26 protein-coding genes are annotated in these 24,686 nt (G+C 26.5%); 2 read left to right on the plus strand and 24 right to left on the minus strand.

What is annotated here, in order from left to right:
* Window positions 1–145: 145 nt before the first annotated feature.
* From msrB to HUJ77_RS04865, 3 genes are read right to left on the minus strand one after another with little or no spacing between them, the layout of a single operon-like run.
* Window positions 146–586: a peptide-methionine (R)-S-oxide reductase MsrB gene (gene msrB / locus HUJ77_RS04855; protein ID WP_291707457.1), complete on the minus strand. Its 441-nt coding sequence runs from the start codon at window positions 584–586 to the stop codon at window positions 146–148.
* Window positions 587–631: 45 nt separating this feature from the next.
* Window positions 632–1,015 carry a hypothetical protein gene (locus HUJ77_RS04860; protein ID WP_291707458.1) on the minus strand — a complete coding sequence of 128 codons (384 nt, stop codon included), beginning with the start codon at window positions 1,013–1,015 and terminating at the stop codon, window positions 632–634.
* Window positions 1,016–1,071: 56 nt separating this feature from the next.
* Window positions 1,072–1,683, minus strand: coding sequence for a DNA-3-methyladenine glycosylase (locus tag HUJ77_RS04865; RefSeq protein WP_291707459.1), 612 nt, complete (start codon window positions 1,681–1,683; stop codon window positions 1,072–1,074).
* A 145-nt stretch (window positions 1,684–1,828) separates the two neighbouring features.
* On the opposite strand from HUJ77_RS04865, the gene HUJ77_RS04870 reads away from it, so the two are divergent.
* Complete coding sequence (locus HUJ77_RS04870; protein ID WP_291707460.1) at window positions 1,829–2,182, plus strand: DUF1622 domain-containing protein; 354 nt, start codon at window positions 1,829–1,831, stop codon at window positions 2,180–2,182.
* Window positions 2,183–2,322: 140 nt separating this feature from the next.
* On the opposite strand, the gene HUJ77_RS04875 is transcribed toward HUJ77_RS04870, so the two are convergent.
* The 21 genes from HUJ77_RS04875 to HUJ77_RS04975 all read right to left on the minus strand — a co-directional run bounded on the left by HUJ77_RS04875 (window position 2,323) and on the right by HUJ77_RS04975 (window position 24,515).
* The gene (locus HUJ77_RS04875) at window positions 2,323–2,529 is read right to left on the minus strand and encodes a hypothetical protein (protein WP_291707461.1); all 207 of its coding nucleotides are present in this window, start codon (window positions 2,527–2,529) and stop codon (window positions 2,323–2,325) included.
* Window positions 2,530–2,632: 103 nt separating this feature from the next.
* Entirely contained in the window at window positions 2,633–4,057 is a 1,425-nt protein-coding gene (gene lexA / locus HUJ77_RS04880) for a transcriptional repressor LexA (protein WP_291707462.1), read from the minus strand.
* 173 nt (window positions 4,058–4,230) lie between these two features.
* Window positions 4,231–5,058, minus strand: coding sequence for an energy-coupling factor transporter transmembrane component T (locus tag HUJ77_RS04885; protein ID WP_291707463.1), 828 nt, complete (start codon window positions 5,056–5,058; stop codon window positions 4,231–4,233).
* Entirely contained in the window at window positions 5,055–6,761 is a 1,707-nt protein-coding gene (locus tag HUJ77_RS04890; RefSeq protein ID WP_291707464.1) for an ABC transporter ATP-binding protein, read from the minus strand. Before HUJ77_RS04890 ends, HUJ77_RS04885 begins: the two co-directional genes overlap by 4 nt.
* A 187-nt stretch (window positions 6,762–6,948) precedes the next feature.
* Complete coding sequence (locus HUJ77_RS04895) at window positions 6,949–7,500, minus strand: ECF-type riboflavin transporter substrate-binding protein (protein ID WP_291707465.1); 552 nt, start codon at window positions 7,498–7,500, stop codon at window positions 6,949–6,951.
* 19 nt (window positions 7,501–7,519) lie between these two features.
* On the minus strand, window positions 7,520–7,681 hold the full coding sequence (locus HUJ77_RS04900) for a hypothetical protein (protein ID WP_291707466.1): 162 nt from the start codon (window positions 7,679–7,681) through the stop codon (window positions 7,520–7,522).
* A 107-nt stretch (window positions 7,682–7,788) separates the two neighbouring features.
* On the minus strand, window positions 7,789–8,577 hold the full coding sequence (locus HUJ77_RS04905; RefSeq protein WP_291707467.1) for an endonuclease/exonuclease/phosphatase family protein: 789 nt from the start codon (window positions 8,575–8,577) through the stop codon (window positions 7,789–7,791).
* A gap of 28 nt (window positions 8,578–8,605) precedes the next feature.
* Window positions 8,606–9,127, minus strand: coding sequence for a TIGR04002 family protein (locus tag HUJ77_RS04910; RefSeq protein ID WP_291707468.1), 522 nt, complete (start codon window positions 9,125–9,127; stop codon window positions 8,606–8,608).
* The gene (locus tag HUJ77_RS04915; RefSeq protein WP_291707469.1) at window positions 9,114–9,953 is read right to left on the minus strand and encodes a pyridoxamine kinase; all 840 of its coding nucleotides are present in this window, start codon (window positions 9,951–9,953) and stop codon (window positions 9,114–9,116) included. Before HUJ77_RS04915 ends, HUJ77_RS04910 begins: the two co-directional genes overlap by 14 nt.
* A 140-nt stretch (window positions 9,954–10,093) precedes the next feature.
* Window positions 10,094–11,950, minus strand: a complete 1,857-nt coding sequence (gene htpG / locus HUJ77_RS04920) for a molecular chaperone HtpG (protein ID WP_291707470.1) — start codon at window positions 11,948–11,950, stop codon at window positions 10,094–10,096.
* A 137-nt stretch (window positions 11,951–12,087) separates the two neighbouring features.
* The gene (locus HUJ77_RS04925) at window positions 12,088–13,500 is read right to left on the minus strand and encodes an aminotransferase class I/II-fold pyridoxal phosphate-dependent enzyme (RefSeq protein ID WP_291707471.1); all 1,413 of its coding nucleotides are present in this window, start codon (window positions 13,498–13,500) and stop codon (window positions 12,088–12,090) included.
* A 37-nt stretch (window positions 13,501–13,537) separates the two neighbouring features.
* Window positions 13,538–14,755, minus strand: coding sequence for a pitrilysin family protein (locus HUJ77_RS04930; RefSeq protein WP_291707472.1), 1,218 nt, complete (start codon window positions 14,753–14,755; stop codon window positions 13,538–13,540).
* An 87-nt stretch (window positions 14,756–14,842) separates the two neighbouring features.
* Complete coding sequence (gene scfB, locus HUJ77_RS04935) at window positions 14,843–16,198, minus strand: thioether cross-link-forming SCIFF peptide maturase (RefSeq protein WP_291707473.1); 1,356 nt, start codon at window positions 16,196–16,198, stop codon at window positions 14,843–14,845.
* A gap of 68 nt (window positions 16,199–16,266) precedes the next feature.
* Window positions 16,267–16,404, minus strand: a complete 138-nt coding sequence (gene scfA / locus HUJ77_RS04940) for a six-cysteine ranthipeptide SCIFF (protein WP_016208429.1) — start codon at window positions 16,402–16,404, stop codon at window positions 16,267–16,269.
* A gap of 334 nt (window positions 16,405–16,738) precedes the next feature.
* Window positions 16,739–17,413, minus strand: a complete 675-nt coding sequence (locus HUJ77_RS04945) for a TrkA family potassium uptake protein (RefSeq protein WP_291707474.1) — start codon at window positions 17,411–17,413, stop codon at window positions 16,739–16,741.
* Between the two features lie 10 nt (window positions 17,414–17,423).
* Window positions 17,424–18,716: a potassium transporter TrkG gene (locus HUJ77_RS04950; protein WP_291707475.1), complete on the minus strand. Its 1,293-nt coding sequence runs from the start codon at window positions 18,714–18,716 to the stop codon at window positions 17,424–17,426.
* Window positions 18,717–19,417: 701 nt separating this feature from the next.
* Window positions 19,418–20,155, minus strand: a complete 738-nt coding sequence (locus HUJ77_RS04955; protein ID WP_291707476.1) for a YebC/PmpR family DNA-binding transcriptional regulator — start codon at window positions 20,153–20,155, stop codon at window positions 19,418–19,420.
* Window positions 20,156–20,233: 78 nt separating this feature from the next.
* Window positions 20,234–20,881: a YigZ family protein gene (locus tag HUJ77_RS04960; RefSeq protein ID WP_291707477.1), complete on the minus strand. Its 648-nt coding sequence runs from the start codon at window positions 20,879–20,881 to the stop codon at window positions 20,234–20,236.
* The gene (locus HUJ77_RS04965) at window positions 20,878–22,281 is read right to left on the minus strand and encodes a PLP-dependent aminotransferase family protein (RefSeq protein WP_291707478.1); all 1,404 of its coding nucleotides are present in this window, start codon (window positions 22,279–22,281) and stop codon (window positions 20,878–20,880) included. Before HUJ77_RS04965 ends, HUJ77_RS04960 begins: the two co-directional genes overlap by 4 nt.
* A gap of 15 nt (window positions 22,282–22,296) precedes the next feature.
* Complete coding sequence (locus tag HUJ77_RS04970; RefSeq protein ID WP_291707479.1) at window positions 22,297–23,196, minus strand: nucleotidyltransferase domain-containing protein; 900 nt, start codon at window positions 23,194–23,196, stop codon at window positions 22,297–22,299.
* A gap of 110 nt (window positions 23,197–23,306) precedes the next feature.
* Entirely contained in the window at window positions 23,307–24,515 is a 1,209-nt protein-coding gene (locus HUJ77_RS04975) for a DUF5906 domain-containing protein (protein WP_366032820.1), read from the minus strand.
* 49 nt (window positions 24,516–24,564) lie between these two features.
* Between HUJ77_RS04975 and HUJ77_RS04980 the strand changes: the two genes are divergently transcribed.
* Window positions 24,565–24,686 (plus strand): CoA transferase (locus HUJ77_RS04980; protein ID WP_291707486.1); only part of this gene is annotated, 122 nt, incomplete at its 3' end.

Consider the following 24,686-nt stretch of genomic DNA (forward strand, 5'->3'; position numbering starts at 1 on the left):
TGTATTTTCATAGGTTTTATTATCTATTATAACAAACATTAAATAATTATGTAAATTACTACATGCTCTTAAACCTAAATAATTAAGTTAATAACCCTATATTTGTACAAACTCACAAAATAAAAAAGGTGGAAACCACCTTATATTATTTATCAAATAAACTTAAATATTCTTCATAGCCTTCTTCTTTCATTTTGTCTTTAGGTATAAATTTCAACGCTGCTGAATTTATACAATATCTAAGTCCTCCTAACTCCTCTGGTCCATCACAAAAAACATGTCCTAAATGAGAATCTGAAGATTTACTTCTTACTTCTGTTCTTACCATTCCATGGCTTCTATCTACTTTTTCATTTATTAGCTTTCTATCTATAGGCTTTGAAAAAGCAGGCCAGCCACATCCTGATTCAAACTTTGCATCTGATACAAATAAAGGTTCTAAAGAAACTATATCTACATATATTCCTTCTTCAAAGTTATCGCAATATTCATTTGAATAAGGTGCTTCAGTAGCATTTTCTTGAGTAACCTTATATTGTAATTCTGTTAATCTATTTTTTAATTCATCTTTATCATATTTATTCATTTTTTCACCCTCCATTTATTTATATGTAATTATTACAATAATTTTTTATTTATTTTTTGTGATAAATATTCTTTTTACTATAGTTTGTGGTGGATTAGTTTTAGTCATAGCTTCACTTACTCTCATATAAACTAAATCCCCCTTTTGAAATTCTATCTTTTCTTTTTTATCGTTTGAAGAGTTCATAACTTTAGTTGTATCATCAATTATACCTACAACTTTTATTTTGTTTACCTCTTTATCTTTGATATAACCTTCAACTGTTATTCTAATAGATTTACTATCTTCACTTTTTTCTACGTTTAATATTTCACCAATAATAATTGGGCTTTTAGCATTTATTGTTTTATCTGGCTCTGCAGCACCAATTAGTATAGAAGAAAATATTAATAATGAGCAAATTACTAGTAATGATTTTTTTAATTTCATAATAAACCTCCTTGAATTAAAATCATTATTAGTTTTAAGCAAATCTATATAAATATTCATTTTTTTGATATATAACTATTATCTTTAATATAAAATCTCCATAAAAAATCCTTAGCTTCTTCAGCATAATCAATTCCTATTCTTTTTGTCTCAATTATTTCAAAATTTTTATTTGGATTATGTTCTAAATATAAATCACCTTGTAAGTATAATTTTTTATAATTATCACTTTTTGTTATACTAAGGGCACTACACAGCTTTGCAGGTCCATTAGTAAGATTCTTTTTTTGAGCTTTAGTTAGTTCTTCATAATTCTTATTAAATCTAATGTTAGCAAGGTAATCAAAGTTATCTAATGGTTCAACTGCCCTTATTAAAACAGCTTCTGGCTCATCTTTTTTATTAGTTACAATATTAAGGCAATAATATAATCCATAAATGAAGTAAACGTAAGCTATACCTCCATCCTCAAAAAGAGGTTTTGTCCTTTCAGTCTTTTTATAATTGTAAGCATGGCAAGCCTTATCAGTAGCTCCAATATAACTTTCAGTTTCAACAATCATAGTTTTAATCTTTTTGCCATTAACTTCTCTTATAAGAAAATCACCTAATATATTTTTAGCTATGTCTATTGCTCCCTTTTGATAAAATTCCTTATCTATCATCATATTTCTTCTCCAAACTATTTTTATATTTATAATTATATATTATTTTTTATTTTTCTTTATTATTTATTCCTTAATTTTTCATTTCACTTATTTTTTTCTCTTTTATTGAAATAATAAATATTATAAAAACAAGGTGGTGCTACTTATGTTAGAAAACTTTATAAAGATTATTCTTCCCCCATTAATAAATATACTAGAACTAATAGGTATTTTTGTTATATGCGTAGGTTCTTCTAAAGCCTTTTATCACTATATAATGTCACTAATTAAAGGTACTCATTATCCATTAAAATGGGAATATGCAAATTCAATGGCAACAGCTCTTGAATTTAAACTTGCAGCAGAAATTCTTAAAACAGTTATTATTCGAAATATTAATGAATTAATTATCTTAGGTTCAATAACTCTAATAAGAGGATTTTTAACACTAATAATCCATTGGGAAATGAAATCAGAAAACCCAAACAAAGAAAAAAATAGCAAAGATAAAGGAGCTTAACAAGCTCCCATATCTTCGCTATTTTAAATTATTTAATGACTTTATGGTTCTTTTATTATATAAAATATTTTAAACTCATAAACTATATAGTTTATTATAGCTCTTTTCGTCATATTGTCAATAACTTTAAAATATATTTCTTACCATTCTATTACAAGAACACTAACCTCATCTTTTGTTAAAGATACCTTGTATCCATTAAAAATAAGCCAAGTTAAAAGTTCCTTTTGCATTTCTTCATTATTACAAACTATTAAAGCAGAAATCTTATTTAAATTCCTTTCTTTTGCATAATTAATATGATCTAAAATTTTTCTTTTTTGATTTAATATTAAATGGTCAACCATAAATATCTCCCCTTCCATAACCTATAATATTCCTATAAATATAATATTATGTTAATTATTTTCTGGGAAATATTTACATTTATAAATTAAAGAAGAGATATTTTTAATTTATATCTTCTTTAATTACTCCTATGGCAACACCTAGTATACTTACATTTCTATTAGCTAAATCAATTGGTGAGTATAATGAATTGGCTGGCATCAATTTAGGATTTTCATCATTTAAATTTAATGTTTTTAATGTAGCTTCACCATCTAAATTAGCAGCTACTATATCATTATGATTTGCATTTGCTTGCTTTTTGATTACAACCAAATCTCCGTTACAGATATTCTTATCTACCATGGAGTCACCCTTTACTCTTAATATAAAGGTATCCTTTCCTCTTTCAAGCCAGTACTTAGGTAAATAAAATGTACCTTCTATATTATCATTCATTTCAATAGGATTACCTGCAGCTATATTGCTAAACATAGGTAAGTCTACTAATTCCTCTTTATTATATATCGTATTATCATTATCAAATATTTCTTTATCATTAGATGCTGTATCTATGTTAAACTCTACTATATCTTTATTTTTTAAATTTATATATTTGAATTTCTCTATAGTATTAATTACCTTCTTTTTCTTTTCAAACTTTAACTTGAAGCTAAAGCTTTTTCCTTTAACATCAACACCTAGACTATTAAATTTTCTTCCTTTTATCATCCATGAGTTTTCTTTATTATTTAGTTCACTATTAAGTATAAAGATAAAAGATGAATATGACTTTTCTTTATAAATAGCCTTTATAAAATCTATTTCAGCTTTAGTTAATCTTTCAATATCATCTAAAAATACATGGCTGTATATACCATTGTATTTTTTTACATACTCAAGAGCAAATAGAATATGATCATATTTATCAATAAGTGAATTCATATATAGTTTATTATTATACATATCTTTAATACTATAAATTGATTCTCTTGTATATGATGATTTCTTAATTCTATTTTTTCTGCCCTTTCTATCTACACTTAAATATTCCTCTAAGGTTAGATTACTAGCTTTAATCCATAATATTTCATCTAGTAAAAAATCTAATGTAGCCTTTTCAATAAACTTAGATTTTTTATAAAACTTCTCTATTTCATCTTTTAAGCCTTCTAATATACTTAATGCTTCTTTTTTGTCTACTATTTTAAATACTTGTCCCTTTTCTCTTATATAAGCATTATAATATGTATTAATTAGTTCCTCAAAAGTCATTATATTTACTCTATTGGTTTCTAATGAAAATAATGAATAGAAATGTTCTTGATTATTTTCTTTATTATATAGATTATAAACATCAGTATTTTTACTATAATTAGAAGTAACAAATAGTATTTTATCATCTTCATAAAGGCAATAGTTATTTTCTAAGTTTAAAGCTTTATAAATTGAAGCTGTACTTTTACCTGTACCTTCCTTACCCTTTAATACTTGATACCCGGATGATTTATGTCTTATAAACTTATTTTGTGCTTTAGTTAATTCCATGATTTCACCGCCTTAATACATGTCCAATTATTTATGTATTTTTATAATATATTTTATCTAGATTTCTGTCAAACAATAAAACAAATTATAATTAAAGGATAGTAAATTAGACTATAACCCATAGACTACTTTACTATCCTTATTAAAGTTTAATTAAGTCTATATTTTTTATTTTATATAAAGGGATTATAAAATCTTCCGTTGTTAACTTTAACAGATATTATAGCTATAATTAACAAGGCTATAGCTAAAGCTATTGTAATATAATCACCTTTTTCAAATTTTCTTCCATTATACCAAGTACGTTTTTTATTTTTTCCAAAGGCTCTTAGCTCCATAGCTGAACTAATGCTTTCTATTCTATCTAAGCTTGAAAATATTAATGGCATTAATATTGAAGCTGAATTTTTAATTCTTTTTGTTATCTTTTCTTTTTTAGACATATCTATTCCTCTTGCTTGTTGTGCAAAGGATATATCTTGATAATCTCTTTGAACATCTGGAATATATCTTAAAGCAATTGAAACAGAATAAGCTATTTTATAATTAACACCAATTCTATTTAATGAGGCAGCAAATTCACTTGGATTAGTTGCTACCATAAATAATAGTGCCATTGGTATTATAGAAAAATATTTTATTGTTATATTAAATTGATAAAATATTTGTTCTAATGTTAATGTATATGGTCCTACAATTTTAAATAAATCAGTTCTACTTCCATATATTTTCACTCCTTCATAGGGTGAAAAAATAAAAATTGCTAAATTATTTAGTAATAAAAATACTAATATAAAATATAGTACAAAGGAAACTTGTTTAAATTCTACTTTTGATATTTTAAATACTACTATACTTACAATAAACATTAAAATAAGAACTCTAGTATCATAAGTAATCATTGATGCCACTGCCCATATTATAAAAGCAATTAACTTAGCTGCACCAGTTAATCTATGAATAGGGGAATCTATATTTGAATACTCTAACATTTTGCTCATATGGCTCTAATCCTCCTATCATAATTAATAAACTTTTTAACAAAATCTCTTGGATTTTCTAAGTTAGCTTTTATAGCTAATTCATATAAAGAAGTTTCTTTTAAATTAGCCTCTGATATAACATTTTTGTCTGTTATAACATTGGCAGCAATATCATCTGCTAACTTTAAACCATTTGAAAATACTATTGCTCTATTAGTATATTCAAGCATTAAATGCATGTCATGAGTAATCATTATAATTGTTACACCTTTTTGGTTTAATTCCTTTAAGAACTCCATAATTTCAGTGTAATGCTTAAAATCTTGACCTGCTGTTGGCTCATCTAATATAATTACTTCTGGATTTAATACTAATATAGATGCTATTGTTACACGTTTTTTCTGTCCAAAGCTCAGGGCTGAAATTGGCCAATTACGGAATTCATATAACCCACAAATTTTTAAAGTATTAAATACTCTTTCTTTAATTTCTTCTTCCTTTATTCCTCTTACTCTAAGACCTAATGCAACTTCATCAAATATCATTGTTTTAGATATCATTTGGTTTGGATTTTGCAGTACAATACCAATTTTTTCAGCACGTTCTTTAATGGTTTCATTAAGTATGTTCTTACCATTAAATAATATCTCTCCCTCAGTTGGCTTATAAAAACCACAAATTAGCTTTGATATTGTAGATTTCCCAGCACCATTTCTTCCAACTATACTAAGCATTTCACCTTTATTAATTTTAAAAGAAATACCTTTTAATATTTCTCTATTTTTTTCATATCCAAATTTAACATTTTTTAATTCCAATAAAACTTCATCTGATATTTCTGTACTTTCATCAAAAGCATCATTATACCAACCTTTTAACTTATCTTTACATTGCTCTAAATTTAATGTATTTATATGTTGTGGATTAATATTGGAATTCACGTCACAATTAGCATACTTTAAAGCTGTAATGTAAAGAGGTTCACGAATGCCAACCTCTGAAAGTATATTTGAGGCTAAAAGTTCTTTTGGTGCCATATCTGCTACTATTTCACCTTTATCTACAACAATTATTCTATCTACATCACAATGTAATACATCTTCTAGTCTATGCTCTATAATTATTATTGTTTTATTTGTCTTTGTTTTTATTTCATCAATTAATTCAATAGCATTTTTCCCCGTTGATGGATCTAAACTTGCAAGTGGCTCATCAAATAATAAAATATCCACATCCCCAACCATAACTCCTGCTAAAGTTACACGCTGTTTTTGTCCACCTGAAATACTATGGGGTGCTAAGTCCAAATGATTATCTATATCAACAATTTTAGAAGTTATCTTTACTTTTTCCTTCATTTTATCTTGTTCAATACAATCATTTTCTAGCTTAAAAGCAATATCCTCTGCTACAGTTAATCCAATAAATTGACTATCTGGATCTTGAAGAACTGTACCAACTGAATTAGATAATTCAAAAATACTCATATTTTTTGTTTCTTTTCCATTTATTTTTAAGCTACCTAAGATATTTCCTTTATATGAAAATGGTATTAATCCGTTTATGCAATTTGAAATTGTGCTTTTTCCTGATCCAGATGGTCCAACAATAAGAACTTTTTCACCTTCATATATAGTTAAGTTTATATTATTTAATGTTGGCTTTGCTTGAGCTCTGTATTGGAAAGTAAAATTTTTGAACTCAATAACAGGTTTTTTCATAGAAAATCTCCCTTTACAATTTAAATATAATATTAAAGATTTTATCTCCGACTTTAAATATTACTATATTTCCTTCAATATGTATACAAAAAAATAATATATATTACATATAATTAATACATTATATTTATATATGTAAAAATAAAAAATACCAGAAACCTAAAGTCTCCAGTATTTTAATTGTATTTTATTCTCTATCTAAACTTCCCTTTTTAACTCTAGTTTTTGAATAAGTATTAATTAGAAAAGTTCCTAGAATTCCAACTGTAATAGAATTAGAAATAGCAGCTATTATACCTTGTAAGTAAACCTTATTAATTGGTTCTGCATAAATAATAACATCTAATGTAGGTGCAATTATAATCCATGCAAGTATGTTAGCAGCTACTTGATAAATATTAAATATAATAATTTCCTTCTTTTGAAATTCACCATCATTAACCTTTAGCTTATTCCAACCTAATCCTAGTATTAAACCTACTCCAGCAGAAGCTATAACCCAACTAAACCAAGGTGATCCATAGAATACTAAATCCTTTAATGCGTGACCTATAAATCCTATAGATAAACCTGCTATTGGTCCATATAAAACTGCCATTAAAGCTAAGAATGCATAACTTGTTTCAATATTGGTATTTGGTATTCCTGATGGAATAGAACCAAAACGTCCCAATATCATAAATACTGCTGCTCCTATTCCTATTGCAACTATAGTTTTAATAGATAAATCCTTTTTCATTTTAATTCCTCCCTATATCTTAGGTGCTTTTTCTACCGACATTAGTCCATAAGCTACCAAATCTAATGTCTAAAGTATCAATTGTACCCGTTACATAATCATTTTCCTTTGTTACTTCATTTAGTCTCTTCCTTAGTACAAATACATTAAAAGTATATAATTCGAATAGTGATAAAGTCAATACATTTTACACCCGTAAATATTACTATATTTATACTATTATTAATTCAATTTATTATAACCATAAATAAAGGATAGTAAATTATCTAATAAAAATCAGATAATTTACTATCCTTTTGAATCTATAATTTCTAATTCAGCACTTACAGGATAATGATCAGAAGGATATTTCCCCTTCTTGTTATAATATATTATTTCACTTTTTTTAACATTAAATTCTTCTGTAACAAAAATATAATCAATATGAAGTCCTTTTTGATTTCCTTTAAACTTACTTAAAGTAGACATAGAATAAATTTCTTTCTTGTTTGCTTGGACAGTTATAAATTTTTTTGCACCATATTTGCCTTCACAGAACTCTTTAATAGCCTTACTATTTGGACTAGCATTAAAATCTCCCATTAATATGGCTGGATAATCATCTTTTTCATGTTTACTTTCCATATACTCACATATTTTTCTTAATCCATATTCTCTTGCTTTGGCCAATAAAAAATCTAAATGAGTATTGTATACTCTAATAATATTTCCATCCTCTAATTCTATTAAAGCTGTAGTACAAATTCTAGGATATACAGAATACCATATAGAACTTCCTATTTTATCTGGTTTATCCGATAACCAAAAAGTATTGTAGTCAAGAATTCTATGTCTTGTAGAAACTAAAATATCATTTCTTTCTATAAAGTACTTTTCACTTCTTGGATTTCCTACAAAATTATAATTAGATATTTCTGAAGTAAGATCTTTATACATTTTATTATTTAATTCTTGAACTCCAATTATATCAAAATCATTATTATTTATAACTTCATATACTATTTCTTTTCTCTTATTCCATCTATTATTAATGTCCAATGGAAAATCTGTCCTTAAATTAAAGGTCATTACCTTCATAAATATTCCCTCTTTTTATAATTGCATTTTATTTTACAGAAACATGTGAAATTTTCTCTCTAATTTTTATCTTATTTAAAGAGTAACCAACTACTACAAATATTATACCACTTACTAAAGGTTGTATTAATTCTAAATATAAAGTTATAAGTGGAGCAATAAAGTTTCCTGAAATAATAGCTCCTGCTAAATAATATCCAAGGCATCCTACAATTCCTGCAATAAATACAGCTAAAATATTTCGTCTACAAATTATATTATCTGCTTTAGATGTAAAAAATAATACCATTGTAGGTTTAATAATTATGGTTGGTATAGCCCAAAGGATACCACCTGTTAAAGTGTCTGCAAGAGCACCACCAAGTCCTGCTGCTACCATTGCATATGGTGTAGGTAAAAGTACTGCAGCTAAATATATAAGTGTATCTCCTAAATGAATGTATCCACCATTAAAACCTGTTGGTATATGAAAAAAGGCAATTGTTATACATATCATTGCCGCAAAAATTGCTGTTAATACAATATTCCTTGTTTTATTACTTGTGTTCATTTATTAAAATCAACTCCTTTAAAAACAGCTCAAACATAATTCCCTCTTTTGGATTAGTATTAAACTTAGATGTAAAATTTATAGCATTACATATAAATTCAGTTGCATGTTTAACTGAATAATTTAAATCATGACCATTTAAAAGTAAACCTGTAATTATTGAAGTAAAAATATCACCAGTTCCACTATAAGATTCATTATTAAATTCTGCTTCTATAATAAAATCTTTATCTTCATCCCTATTGTAAGCATAATTATAAATTTTATTTTCTCTAATAATACCTGTTATTATTACTTGCTTAGGCCCCATACTAGATATCTTTCTAGCTATTTTCTTTACTTTTTCACTGCTAGTTTTATATTTATCATATACTTCATCTGTTAAAATACAAGCTTCTGTTAAATTAGGTGTAACTAGGTCTGCTACAGAAACTAACTTTTTCATTTTTCTACACATTCCCTCTGTAAAGGTATCATATATACTTCCATTATCACCCATAACGGGATCAACAATAATTAACGCATCTTTCTTTTCTTTAACAAAATCTAATACTATATCTATTTGTCTTTCTGACCCTAAAAATCCACTATAAATACAATCAAAATTAAACCCTAGTTCCTTCCAAGTCTCTTTGTATTTAATCATTTCATCAGTAATATCTAGAAAAGTAAATTTTTCAAATTCTGTTTGAGAAGATAATACTGCTGTTGGAAAAGGACAGCATTGCACTCCTAATGCTGATAAAATCGGTATTGCTACTGTTAAGGAGCACCTTCCTATTCCTGATAAATCATTTATTGTTGCTACTTTTTTAACTTCATTCATAAGTGCACCTACTTCTAAAAGTTATTTACTTTATAATAATCCAAGATTTTCATTTTGTCCATTGTATCGGTACAATTATTAAAGCATTAAAAAAACTCCTTTCGGAGTTTTTTTATTCAAGATATTATAAATAATATAATTTATAATCCAATAACTATATTCAATAATTTATTGCTTCTATCTATGAAGTTATCCATTTCTTCCGAAGATAATTCTTTGTTAGATAATAAAGCAAGATCAAGTATATAATTACAAATTAAATTTACTTTTTCTTCTTTTCCTTCTAAATCAATTGAAGCTATTTTCTTAATAATTGGGTTATTATTATTAATAACTAAAGTTCTTTCTTCTTTAAACATATCTGGCATATCCATGCCACCAAACATCTTACTCATTTCAATCATTCTTCTTGACTGTTCTGAAACTAATATCATAGCTGGTGTTTCAGTATTTTTTAAGCTTTCTACTTTAACTTCTTTTACTCCATTAGAAATAACTTCATTAAATAGATTCTTTATTTTTTCATTTAAATCCTTTAAGTCTTCTGTATCATTATTCTTTAATGTTTCAGATATATCAGAGTCTATTCTTGCAAAGGTAACCCCTGTTTCCTTAGCTTCTAAAAAGCTTATAAAATGATTGTCTAATGAACAATCTAGCACTAAAGCATCTAAGTTTGCTTCTTTAAACATTTTAATATATTGAGATTGTTGCTTCTCATCAGTTACATAAAATACTTTATTTTCATGTTTTTCTTTATTTTCTTCAAGGTATTCCTTTAAAGTTATATATTCACCATTTAATCTTTTAAATATAATAATATCTTTTATTTTTTCATAAAAACTTTCATCTCTTAGGCAACCATATTTAACAAATATTTGGATGTCCTTCCAGAAACCATTAAAGTTATCTCTTTCATTTTTATAAAGACTTACCAATTTATCTGCTACTTTTTTTACTATATGTTTAGAAATTTTAATAACATCCTTATCTTTTTGAAGGAAGCTTCTAGAAACATTTAAAGGTAAATCTGGGCAATCTATTGTACCCTTTAATAAAAGTAAAAATTCTGGTATAACTTCTTTTATATTATCAGCTACAAAAACTTGATTATTATATAACTTAACTTGACCTTCTGTAGCTTCTAATTCATGCTTTAATTTAGGGAAATATAATATTCCTTTTAAATTAAATGGATAATCTACATTTAAATGAATCCAAAATAAAGGATCATTAAAATCTAAGAACACTTTTTTATAAAAATCTTTGTATTCCTCATCTGTACAATCCTTTGGAGATTTCATCCAAAGTGGTGTTGTATCATTTAATGGTTTCCTATCCTCTTCTTTTACCTCTTTACCCTCTTCTTCTAAATATATTTCTGTTGGTAAGAAAGAACAGTATTTTTCTATAATTTCTCTAACCTTATATACTTCTAAAAATTCTTTACTATCTTCATCTATAAATAGAGTTATAGTAGTTCCTCTTACTTTTCTATCTTCAGATGGGTATATTTCATATTCAGTTCCACCATCACAAATCCAAGTTACAGCTTCTGCTCCTTCTAAATATGACAGTGTATCAATTTGAACTCTTTTTGCTACCATAAAAGCAGAATAAAAACCTAAACCAAAGTGTCCTATTATATCCTTATCTTCATTTATTTTATCTTTGTATTTGCTTATAAAGTCTTCAGCTCCAGAAAAGGCAACTTGGTTGATATATTTTTTTACTTCTTCCTCAGTCATTCCAATACCATTGTCAATAAACTTTAATGTTCCATTTTCCTTATTAACTGAAACTAAGATTTTATATTGCTCATCTTCATTTACTTTTGCTTCCCCTAAGGTACTTAATCTTTTTAATTTACTTATTGCATCACATCCATTACTAATAAGCTCCCTAATAAAAATATCTTTATCAGAATATAACCATTTCTTTATAATAGGGAAAATATTTTCAGTATGAATTGATATATTTCCTTTATTTCTCTCCATAAAAATCCCTCCTCTTACAACAAAATATTTTATTTAAATAAATATTATATGTCAATATTTACTATAATTCATTTTATCCTTATTTTAGTTTTTATCTTAAAATAAATAAACAAATTTCAACATATTAAAGTAAAGCTTTAAATCTCTATTATTTCAATATTTTCATTTTCTATTCCAATTACAGTTAAATTATTTTTTAGATATTCTTCTATTAACGCCTTTACTTCTATAGTAATAATTTCTCCTGGACAAACTATTGGAATTCCTGGTGGATATGGTATTATAAAGCTTTTAGATATTTTACCTATGGACTCATTAATTGAAACTTTATTATAGTTTAAATTTAATACTTCAAAAGGTTCTAAAACTTTATTTGGTAATATACTTTTATATATATAAATTTCTTCTACTGAAGCTATATTATTCATATCTAGTTCCTTTATTACACAATATAGTTTTTCAAGATCACTATTATTATTACAAGGTGATAAAATTAATACTAATCCCTTAGAAAAGCTCATTTCTGATTGAATCTTTTTTTCTTTTAAATAATCTAAAAGCTTATGACCACTATATCCATCCTCTAAAGTAATTAAATATCTACTTTTATCTATTTTATAATTATCATCTATTTTAATATTACTTACTATATTAATTTTATTAAGAGAATTTATTCTATCCTTCCAAAACTCCGCTCTTTCAATAAGCTTATCATAATCCTCTTCACCATAATTATCTAAGTAATATCTGCCATAATCTAATGATGCCATAATTAAATATGATGGTGATGTAGTCATAAATGCTTTTATATAAAAGTCAATGTTTTTATCATCGCTATTTACTAATAAAAATCCTCCTTGAGTAAGACTTGGCAAGGTTTTATGTGCACTTAACACTACATAATCACCTAGTTTAGCTAAAGATTTAGGTAATTCTTTACTTACTCCAAAATGAGCTCCATGAGCACTATCTATTATTACCTTTAGTCCCTTTTTCTTAAGTTCTCCTATTATTTCATCTATTTCATAATAAACACCAAAATAATTAGGATTAGTTAATATAATTCCCTTTGGATTTTTAGATTTATTAAGAGCTTTAATTATTTCTTCTTTCCTAGAAGGTAAAAATATACCTAATTCTTTCTCTATAACAGCCTCAATATAAACTACTTTTAATTTTCTTAAAATAAGAGCATTATAAATTGATTTATGGCAATTTCTCTCTACTAATACCTCATCCCCCTCATTAAAAGCAGAAAAAATTGATGCTAAATTCCCACTGGTGCTTCCATTTACAAGAAAGTATGCTTTTTTTACTCCATAAGTCTTAGCTAAAAGCTCCTGTGCATCTTTTATTACTCCCTCTGGGCAATGTAAATTATCTAGGTTACCAACCTCTGTAATATCTAAATCTCCTAAAGCTTCTTTAAAACTTTTTCCTAAGGAATCTCTTAAAAAGCCTTTACCACTTTTATTTCCTGGCATTGATAAAATTAAGTTCTCTTCTTTATGGTATTTTAATAATTCTTCCAATAAAGGTGCTTTATTCATTACTATCTTCCTTTTCATATTAATACGCTCTAATATTTTAATTACTTATTACTTCTATAGATTTATATTTAAAGACTTTCTTAACTACCTCTAAAATATACTTCTTATCCATATTTATAAGATTATTAAACTCTTCAGAATATAATTTATAATCACCAAACATTGTATTATATGTAGATAATTCCTTTGCCAAAATTATATTTTGTTCTTCTCTAAACCATCTTCTTAGCTTCATAGACTTTATAAAATCTCTTATATCTTCTTCAGTTACTACATTTTCAAACTTATCTATCTCTTTTATACATTTGTTTATTAATTCTAAGGATTTGTCTAAATTCTCCTTTGAGGTACTATAGGTTATTTTATAAAGCTTTATATACTTTTCATAAGAAATCTTTGTTAAAACATCATATACAAGTCCATTTTTAGTTCTTAATGTATCAAACAATAATGAATTAACTCCTTCACCAAAGTATTCATTAAATATTCTTAATGCTTTTATTTCTTCATAATTCAATTCATCTATAGGAAAAATCATTTGAACTTTACAGCTATTAATTCCATCTCTATTATTTTTATATACTCCAAAAGTATCTTTATCATAAATAATTTCTTCATTTTTTCCTTCATAAGAGGAATTTTCCCAAGCTTCAAAATACCTTTCAATTATACCTTTAACCTCTTCAAACTCTAATGAGGAAACAACTGCAATAGAGGTTTTATTGGGCAAATAATTTTCTTTATAAAATTTCTTAATATGCTCTAAATTAATTTGTTGCAAATCTTTAGTTGTACCTATAATAGGATATTTTATCCTTCTTTTTTTGAAACTATTTAAAAACAGCTTATCTTCACAAAATTGCTCTAATTCCTCATCCCATTCCTTTAATTCTTCACTTATAACCTTCATTTCCTCTTGAAAGCCTTCACTTGAGAAAGTAGGGTTTAAAATTATATCACAAAAAATTTCTGTTGCTCTTTCAAAATCTTCATTTAACATAGTTCCATAGTAAATAACATAAGGAAAATTAGTCATAGCATTTTGAAAGCCAAAAATTTTGCTTAAATCTTTATTTATCTCCTGCTCTGTTCTGTTTTTTGTACCCTTATATACCATATGTTCTGTGGCATGAGCAACTCCTAATAAATCTTTTTCCCTGCAAGCTCCTGCATCTAAAGATATTGATATTGAAGTTAAGTTAGATGTTGTTTTCTTATATATAAGTTTTATTTTATTTTTTAATGTAAATTTCATTTTAACCTCCAAAACTTATTCTTCTTATTATTGTAATATAAAAGGCTGGTATCTGAACATAAGCAAATACCAACCCTTATATTTATATTACTCTGCTTTTAAAGCTATAGCACATTCAATTCTCTTCTTTTGCATTTTACAACCAATTTCATAAGGAATTTTCATATCCCCATTAAAGCTAAAGTTATTTGCTTGGCATCCTCCACTGCAATAGAATCTTGCCCAACAGTCTCTACATTTAGGTTTATTATATATATGAGCCTTTTTAAACTCTTTACCAAGATCTTTATTGTATGTATCATCATATATGCTTCCAAGTTTAAATTCTTCTTTTCCTACAAATTGATGACATGGGTATACATCTCCTTGTGGAGTAATTGCAACATACTCAAAACCTGCTCCACAACCTGAAATTCTTTTATAAACACATGGTCCACCATTTAAATCTACATTAAAGTGATAGAAGTTATACTCTCCATTTTTTTCTCTTTTTCTTTTTGCCATATCTTCATATAGCTTATCATAGTTTTTCATTATTTCAGGTAAATCTTCTTCTCTTAAAGCAAGAGGATGTCCATTTTCTAAGACTACAGGTTCTATAGATACTTCATCAAAGCCTTCATTTACCATAGCCATTACATCTTCAAAAAAGTCAGTATTTGCTCTTGTAAATGTTCCTCTAACATAGTACATCTTACCTGGTGTTCTTCTTTCAATCATTTTCTTTATATTTGGAATTATGTCATCATATGATCCACTTCCATCAACTTTTATTCTTACATTATCATTGATGCATTTTCTACCATCTAGTGATAATATGATGTTTCCCATTTCCTTATCCATAAAATCCATCATATCATCATTTAAAAGAGTAGCATTTGTTGTCATAGTAAATCTAATGTTTTTCTTCCACTCTTTCTCATTATCTCTAGCATACTGTATTATTTCCTTTACAGTATCCATAATCATAGTAGGCTCTCCACCAAATAAATCTATTTCTATATTTCTTCTTGGACCACTTCTTTTTACAACATAATCTATTGCTTTTTTTGCAGTTTCTAAAGACATAACACCTTTATGGCCATTATATTCTCCTTCATCTGCAAAACAATATTTACATCTTAAATTACACCCATGAATTATATTTAAGCAAACTGCCTTTATATAATCTCTATCTTCCATAGATCCATGAGCTATATCCTCATACTTATCTTCAGAATATAACATTCCATCATCTATAAGTTGTAATATTTCATCGTAAGCTTCTATAATAGTTTCCTTATCATACTTATTAGCTAAAAGCTTAACTGTTTCATCTTTATCTTTCATTCCATTATCATGAACTAAATCATATACTAACTCATCTACTATATGAACTGCTCCTGTATTTACATCTAATACAAAGTAATTTTCCCCTTGTTTAAATTTGTGTATTAAAGACATTTACATCCCTCCAAAAGCTTTTTCAAACAAAAAGTAAGCAGCAACTGTCTTGTTGCCGCTTTCTTTAATTAGTTTTCACACTCTAAGTTTGCAACTGTACAAGATGTCTTGCAAGCTGATTGACATGAGTTAGCACATTCCTTACAACCTGGTTTAACTAAGCTGTTTTTGATATTTGTCTTATTAATTGTCTTAATATGCTTCATGATTATACTCCCCCATAACTAAAAATACTCAAAGATTATATCATAAAATATATCTCAATAAAAGATATATTTATCTGATTTTCCACAATTATAAGTATAAATCCATTATAAGGTAATATAACTTAAAACAATATATATTCTATCTTATAAATTCTATAAATATACTATTTTACCCCCTATTTTATAGTACATATTACCTATTATTACTTTAATTTCTTATTGATAAAATTTTAAATTCTGTTATTATATATTTATACTTAAGTATCTTCCAAGTGGAGTGAAAAGGTAGTTTACAGAGGAATTCTGGAGAGTGATTTTGGCAAATCACTCTTTTTTATTTATGATTTAAATATTCCTCAAATTTTCTAATAGAATTCTTTTTTCCTATAACCACTATAAAATCATTTTCCTTTAATATAAAATTAGGATCTAATTCAATTATAGTTTCATCATCTCTTTCTAAGGCTATGATATTTAATCCAAATTCATTACGCACTTTAGATTTCAATATTGATTTACCATCTATTACTTTAGTAACTCTAAGCTCTTCTATATGAATATCATTGTTTAACTCAATAAATTCGAAAGCTTCTTCGTTTAATAATCTATTTGCAATTCTAATTGCCATATCGTTCTCTGGATATACAATTTCAGCACCTATTTTCTTTAATACACAACCTTGCTCATATGTATTAGCTTTAGCTATAACTCTTTTAACCCCCATATTTATTACATTTAATGTGGTTAAAATACTAACATCTATCTTTTCACCAATACATACAAATACTGTTTCACAATTCTGAATACCAGTTTCCTCAAGGGCTTCTTTTCCTAAATTATTTACTACAAAAGCATTGTCAGTTAAGTTTCTTATTTGCTTTATCTTATCTTCATCGCTATCTATAACTATAACTTCCTTACCTGCTTCAATTAAAGTTTTTGCTAATGCGAAACCAAATCTTCCTATTCCTATTATTCCAAATTCTATAGATACTTTATGATTAAACATATTTATCCTCCTATCCAATTATAACTGCTTCTTCTGAATAACAAGCATTTGACGGCTCTTTCACTAGCCATATACTTGCCATAGTCATTGGTCCTAGTCTACCTATAAACATAATTATAGATATTATTATTTTACTTAAATCTCTAAGGTCTGGAGTAATTCCAGTTGATAATCCTACAGTTCCAAAAGCACTAGTAACCTCAAATAACAATTGAATAAATGTACGATTAGGCTCTAATATGCTTAATAAAAACACTCCAAAACAAACTACCATAATAGCTAGTACAAAAATATTAAATGCTTTAAATATAACAGATGACGGTATTTTTCTTTTATATGCTACACAATTCTTATTTGTAGATGTACTATATATACTTTTAACCAAAGTAAAGATTGTTGTAGTCTTTATACCTCCCCCTGTTGAACCAGGTGATGCACCAATAAACATTAAAACAATTAATGTAAATAATCCTGCATTTGTAAAATTTCCAAGATTATAAGTACTAAATCCAGCTGTTCTTGCAGAAGTACTAAAGAAAAATGCTCCAAGCCATGATATGTTTTCTGTTGCTTTTAATAATAAAGTACCTGCTACAAGTAGAATAGCAGTTACAGTTATAACTACCTTTGCATGTAGACTGAATTTTTTAAACTTTTTAATTATTATTATTTCTTTAATAACTAAGAATCCTAACCCACCAAAAATAATTAGTCCACATGTAGTTAAATTTAACAATACATTATTTTGATATGGTATTAAATTATGAAGTCCCCCTAAAATATCAAATCCTGAGTTATTAAAAGCTGCTATAGAGTGGAACACACTTATTCCTAATGCATCTAATGGATTGTAATCCTTAGAAAAGACTAGATAGCTTAAAATTACTCCAATTACTTCAAAACTTAAAGTAACTAATAATACAGATTTAACTAGTTTTACAAGACCTTTCATTGTATCTAAGTTCATTGATTCTTTAATTAGTACTCTTTCTTTTATTCCAACTTTTTTTCTCATCAGCAAAATAAATCCAACACCTACTGATGTAACTCCAAGTCCACCTATTTGAATTAATAAAGCTACTATAGCTCGTCCAAAAACAGTAAAGGTGTCAGCAGTATCAATTGCAATTAATCCTGTTACACAAACTGCACTAGTTGATGTAAATAAAGCATCAACCCAAGAGACACTTACCCCATCACGAATTGATATAGGTAACTTTAATAATATAGTTCCAATAACAATTACAGAAAAAAATCCCAAAACAATTATTCTGCCAGGGCTTAATTTTTTAAAAAAGTTCATATTCCTTTCTCCTTTAAGTTATGTAAATAAATAAGTCTTATGCCACAATTTATCTTTATTCAACTCATTATATATTCCATAATTTACACTGTCAATTTCCTTATTTTTATTTAAATTGCTAGAATTTAGCTGAAAACTGTAAATAAATTCATTTATACTTCTTTTTATCATAAAACATTCAAAATACATCTATTTTTATTAACTTTTATTAGAATTTTATTTATTTTCAATAAGTAAATAAATCTATTACTATATTCTCTATTACCTATAGTAATACTTATAAATATACTAATTAATATGTTAAAATAAATGCCATTAGTCATTTTACATTGTGAAGTAATAATAAATTTAATTTAGTTATTACTCTCTAATCTCTGTTTTGTGTATATAAATATTTCTAACTTTTTGATCTAGTAATACTAGCTCTTTTTTATTAAATAAAATATTCTAATTTATATTAATTAATGTAACTTTTTAGATAAGCAAAAACACCTCCCTGACTACTTTATAGATATTATTAACTAATATATAAAGTAATCAAGGAGGTGTTATATATATCTTAATCCTTGTTTATATCTCTTAAATTTTAAATAGCTAAATTAATATGTATATCTTAATCAAGCTGTTTTACACTAAATTATAAGCTGATATTATACTTATTAAATTCTTTGAATCTATTGATATCACTGTTTCTAACAGTATTATTCATCCCATCCTTCAGGGAATTCAGCATTGTGGTAAACTGCTTGAACATCATCATCATCTTCAAGTAAGTCTAACATCTTTTGGAATTTTTTAGCATCATCTTCGTTAATTTCAGTATATGTGTCTGGTATCATCTTAACATCTGCTTCTAAGAATTCTATTCCTTCAGCTTCTAATGCTTCTCTTACTGTTCCAAAATCTTCTGGAGTAGTTGTTACTATAAATACTTCTTCTTCTGCTTGGAAATCTTCTGCTCCAGCATCTAATGCAAGCATCATTATTTCATCTTCATCTTTATCTTCTTTTTCAATAACAATTTCACCTTTTTCTTGGAACATAAAGCTTACACATCCTGTAGCTCCCATGTTTCCACCACCTTTTGTAAAGGCGCTTCTTACGTTTCCTGCTGATCTATTTTTATTATCTGTTAATGTTTCTACAATTACAGCAACTCCTGATGGACCATAACCTTCATAAACTATCTTTTCATAGTCTACTCCTGAAAGTTCTCCTGAAGCTTTTTTAATTGATCTAGATATTGTATCATTAGGCATATTTGCAGCCTTTGCTTTAGCAATTACGTCTCTTAATCTTGGATTATTGTCGGGAACAGGACCACCATTTTTAACTGCTATAACAATTTCTTTACCTAATTTTGTAAAGATTTTTCCTCTTTTTGCGTCTGCTTTTCCTTTTTTGTTTTGTATATTATGCCATTTTGAATGTCCTGACATTTTTATTCCTCCCAACACTAATAAATATTTTATAAATACAGTGGAATTATATCACAATTAATTTATTATGACAAACTTCTAAATTACCTTAAATAACCTATTTTCTTCCTTAAAATATATATCTTCATCAGTTTTGCTTATTATTATTTTACCATTAGAAATTTCTATTACAGTTTTTTCTATTATTTTTGATAATTCAATATCTGCTAATATATGAACTACTACTTTATCTGTATACTCTACTTCTTCGATATGCCAATTATTTTCGTTACATTTATATTGTATTTTTCCCAACATATCATAATCCATACAAAGCAATAATCTAATTCCTTTTACCTTCTCTACTATACCTCCAGCCTTTAAAGCTACAGAGGCTCCCTTTGTATAAGCTCTTGTAAGACCTCCAGCTCCAAGTAGTATACCTCCAAAATATCTTGTAACTACTACTGCACAATCGGTAATATTACTTTTTTTCATTACTTCTAATATAGGTATTCCAGCAGTTCCTTGAGGTTCTCCATCATCACTATATCTTTGAATTCCCATATTTTCACCAATTACATAAGCATAACAATTATGAGTAGCTTGTTTATGCATGTTTTTTATTTCTGCTACAAATGCTTTTGCTTCTTCTTCAGTTTCACATCTTTTTGCATAACCTATAAATTCTGATTTCTTTTCTAAAAATCTATCTTCTCCAAAATCTCTTATAGTAACGTAACTCATTTAAGCTCCTCCTTTATTAAATTTATTCCTTCAACTATTTTCTCTTTGCTTGCTTGGGAGAAACTAATTCTAAAATAATAATCTCCATTACTTGAATCTTTAAATAGTATAGCTCCTGGTGTAATAAATAAATTTTTCTTTTTTAATCTATAAAATAATTCCTTTGAATTTATACTTTTATTTTTAATTTCTAAATAAAAATATAAACCTCCCTTTGGATCTATATATGAAACCTTATTAGAAAGCTCTTTATTTATTAATTCTTTCATTAATAAATATTTTTCTTTATACATCTTTTGTTGATAATCTATGCTCTTTTTCCAAAGACCTTCATTAATATATAACTCTAAAGCTCTTTGCATTAGACTAGAGGTTGATATATCAGTATTAATCTTAGAACTTTGAATACTTTCATTAAATGAAGATGGAGCTATCATATATCCAAGTCTTATTCCAGGCAAAAAAATCTTAGAAAAACTTTTAATATATATTACTCTTTCATACTTATCTAAACTTTTTAATGGTTGATGCTGTACATCATTGTCATATATAAGTTCTGATAAATAATCATCTTCTATAATATAAAAGTCATATTTTTTTGCAAGCTCTAGTAATTTTATTTTCTTCTCTAAACTATAGCTTATCCCTGTAGGGTTATGAAAATAACTCATTGTATAAAAACAGCTTATATTATTCTTTTTTAATATCTCTTCTAATTCTTGCAAGTTAGCTCCATCATTTTCTAAGTTAAGTTCAAATATATTAGCTCTTCTCCATTTAAATACTGAAATAGCCCCTCCATATGTAGGTTTTTCTACTACTACATTATCATTTATATTTACTATTGCCTTAGAAGCAATATCTATCCCTTGCTGTGCTCCTGAAACTATTAATATATTATTTAAATCTAATTCATCATTCCAAAAAGCTTTATTAATAGTATTTCTTAGATTTTCATATCCAAGAGATTCCTTAGCTATTAAAGCATTAGCTCCATCTCTATCTAAAACTTCATTAATTACATGTTTAAAATCTTCTATAGGAAAGTAGACATCTGAATTTGTTTCTCCAGTAAAATCTATTATATCTTTTAAATCCTTTGAAGATAATTCCTTAAAACTCTTGGAATATTCTCTATTAAAGGATGAAATAGTTTCTTTTCTTTTAGCGTAAGTTCCTGAGCCTACCTTTTGATATGCATAACCGTCAACCTTTAATTTTTTATATGCATTAACTATTGTAACTTTATTTACCTTTAAAGTATTAGAAAGTTCTCTAATAGTTGGTAGTTTTTCTCCATCTTTTATTTGTCTACTCTCTATTAATTTTTTTATATTACCTGCTACTTGAATATATTTAGGAATATCCTCTTTAAATTTTATATTATATATTTCCTCCATAAAGCCTCCAGCTTATTAGTTTTTATAACTATATACGTTTTCCATAGCTAGGAAGTTACCTTTAGAATCTCTAAATTCTCTTCTTTCCTTAAGAATAATATTATTCTCACATAATACATTTAATACTTCTTCAAATTTTATTTTAAAATTTTTAAAATATGGATTTATTTTAATATCATAAAAGCTTAAAGGTCTATTTTCATTTTTTATAAAATCAATTAAATCCTTAGAAGCTTTTTCTATATTATATTCTAAGTAATTTTCCATATAATCTAATATATCTTTAATAGTTTTATGGTTAACATCTTTAGATAGTAAATTTTTTACCTTTTCATTTAATACATCGTTTAAATTACATGCCATAGTTAATGAATCCTTACTTACTGTATATCCATTTACACTTAAAAAAAGCATTGAAAAATTATTTAATGCTCTTAATAAAAGTTCATGGGCAGTATATATACTACCTTTACTTATATATTTTTTACAAATTCCAATTTCCTTAAAAAAGTTACCCAGATATACTAAGTTTAATCTTCCTTTATCAGAATCTATCATATATATAATCTTTTGATATAAATCATTTATTTCATCATCTATTGAATATATCATTTTGGAAGAAATTAAAGAATTCTTTATTACTTCTCTTTTTCCTGCTTCATTATAATATTTTTTAAATAATTCCTTACTTATAAATTTTATATGTATTGGTATATCTAATACTTCTGAATAAATATCTCTAATTTCATCAAAATCTTCTTTATATATTACAAACAAGTCTATATTTGATCCTTCCCAAAGGTCTCCGCTAACCATACTTCCAAATATAAATATAGAAAGAGCATTATCATTTTTCTTAAGTGTTTCTGTTATTTCTTTAAAGGCATTTTGATAATCTATAATTGATTTTGCCATTACTTGTCCCCCTGTTATTTACTATTCATTATTAAAATAATTATATAGAATATGAATAAAAACTGCAATAAAGTATAACTTCATTGCAGTTTTATAATTTTTTATATAATTTAGGAAATTATGATTGTTACAAACTCTTTAGACTTATTATATATCTCATCATCTACTTCAACTAACATATAACTTCCATCTTCTCTGTATTCTTCTTCTAAAACTCTACCATTTCTATGAAGGAATGAATTAATATCACTTCTATCATAAGGTATTATATACTCACACTTTTTCATTTTATATGGGAGTTTTTCTTCAATTAGCTCTAGAATACCATCTAAATTTATATTTTCTTTTGCTGAAATTTCAATTACTTCATATTCAGAACATGCTTTTCTTAATTCTTCTAAAAGTTCATCAGCATTATAAATCTTATCTGTTGCTGTGATATCTTTACCTTCTTCTTTGTCGTATTTTTCCAACCATTTCTTTAACTTTGAAATTCTTATTCTATATCTATTCCCACCAGCTGATGAACAAATAGAATTATCTTTTAGAAAGTTTTCATAAACTGAATTAGACCTGTCAAAATAAATAGCTCCTATTCCTATTGAATTTACTTTCTTCTTCAAAGATAAAGCTGTAAATCTTTCTCCATCAAAATCATGTTCATGCTCTAAGATAAATTCAGACAACATCACAAGTGCATTTGACTTATAATTGCTATTGCCTGACTTCAATATATCATCAAGATTATTGTAAGGAATAAACAATTCAGTAGGAGTAACCTGATAAAGCAATTTCCAGAAATCTTCATAAAACTTTCTCAGTCTATTCTTATCTGGAGTTTTATATTTATTCAAAATCTCACAAAGTCTGTCCTCTATATTGAATTGAACAAGTCTTCTTTCATCTGGATTCTTTATTATTCTTGCTGTCGCTGGCTCATTAGCACTGCCAATAAAGATAAATCTGTTCTCTATCTTCTGCTCATCAACTCCTTTTCTTTCTATGATAAATTCATTATTCGTGATTGTATTCTTGATTTTCTCGTAATAATCTGTAAATTTGTCAAAACTTCCTACTTCATCCATCCTGAAGATTAAGCCAAAGTTCAAAACTGATGCGTTAAAATTCTTTCCTAATAAGTTTGAAAATGTATTTCCAAAAGTTAAATTATCAACAACCCTCTGAAGTGATTGTAAAAGTTCTGTCTTGCCTATTCCTCCTTTCCTTGACCAAAACCACCAGAGATGATTACTTGTATTGTCTCTATTCCCATAATAAGAATTCAAACCTTTAATCTCTCTCTTGATTCTATTCATCATTGCTATTAACTTGATAGCATTATGCCCTTTGTTCCCATAACAATAAACAATGTTCTTAAAAAAGAAGCTTGCAACCTTTATTGCAGGACCGTGCTGTGCCAGATATCTGGCGGACTTAGGCGCAGAAGTTATTAAAGTAGAGTCTCCGAAAGGCGATCCTTTAAGATTCAC

This window comes from Clostridium sp., assembly GCF_021443865.1.
Classification (GTDB): domain Bacteria; phylum Bacillota; class Clostridia; order Clostridiales; family Clostridiaceae; genus Clostridium.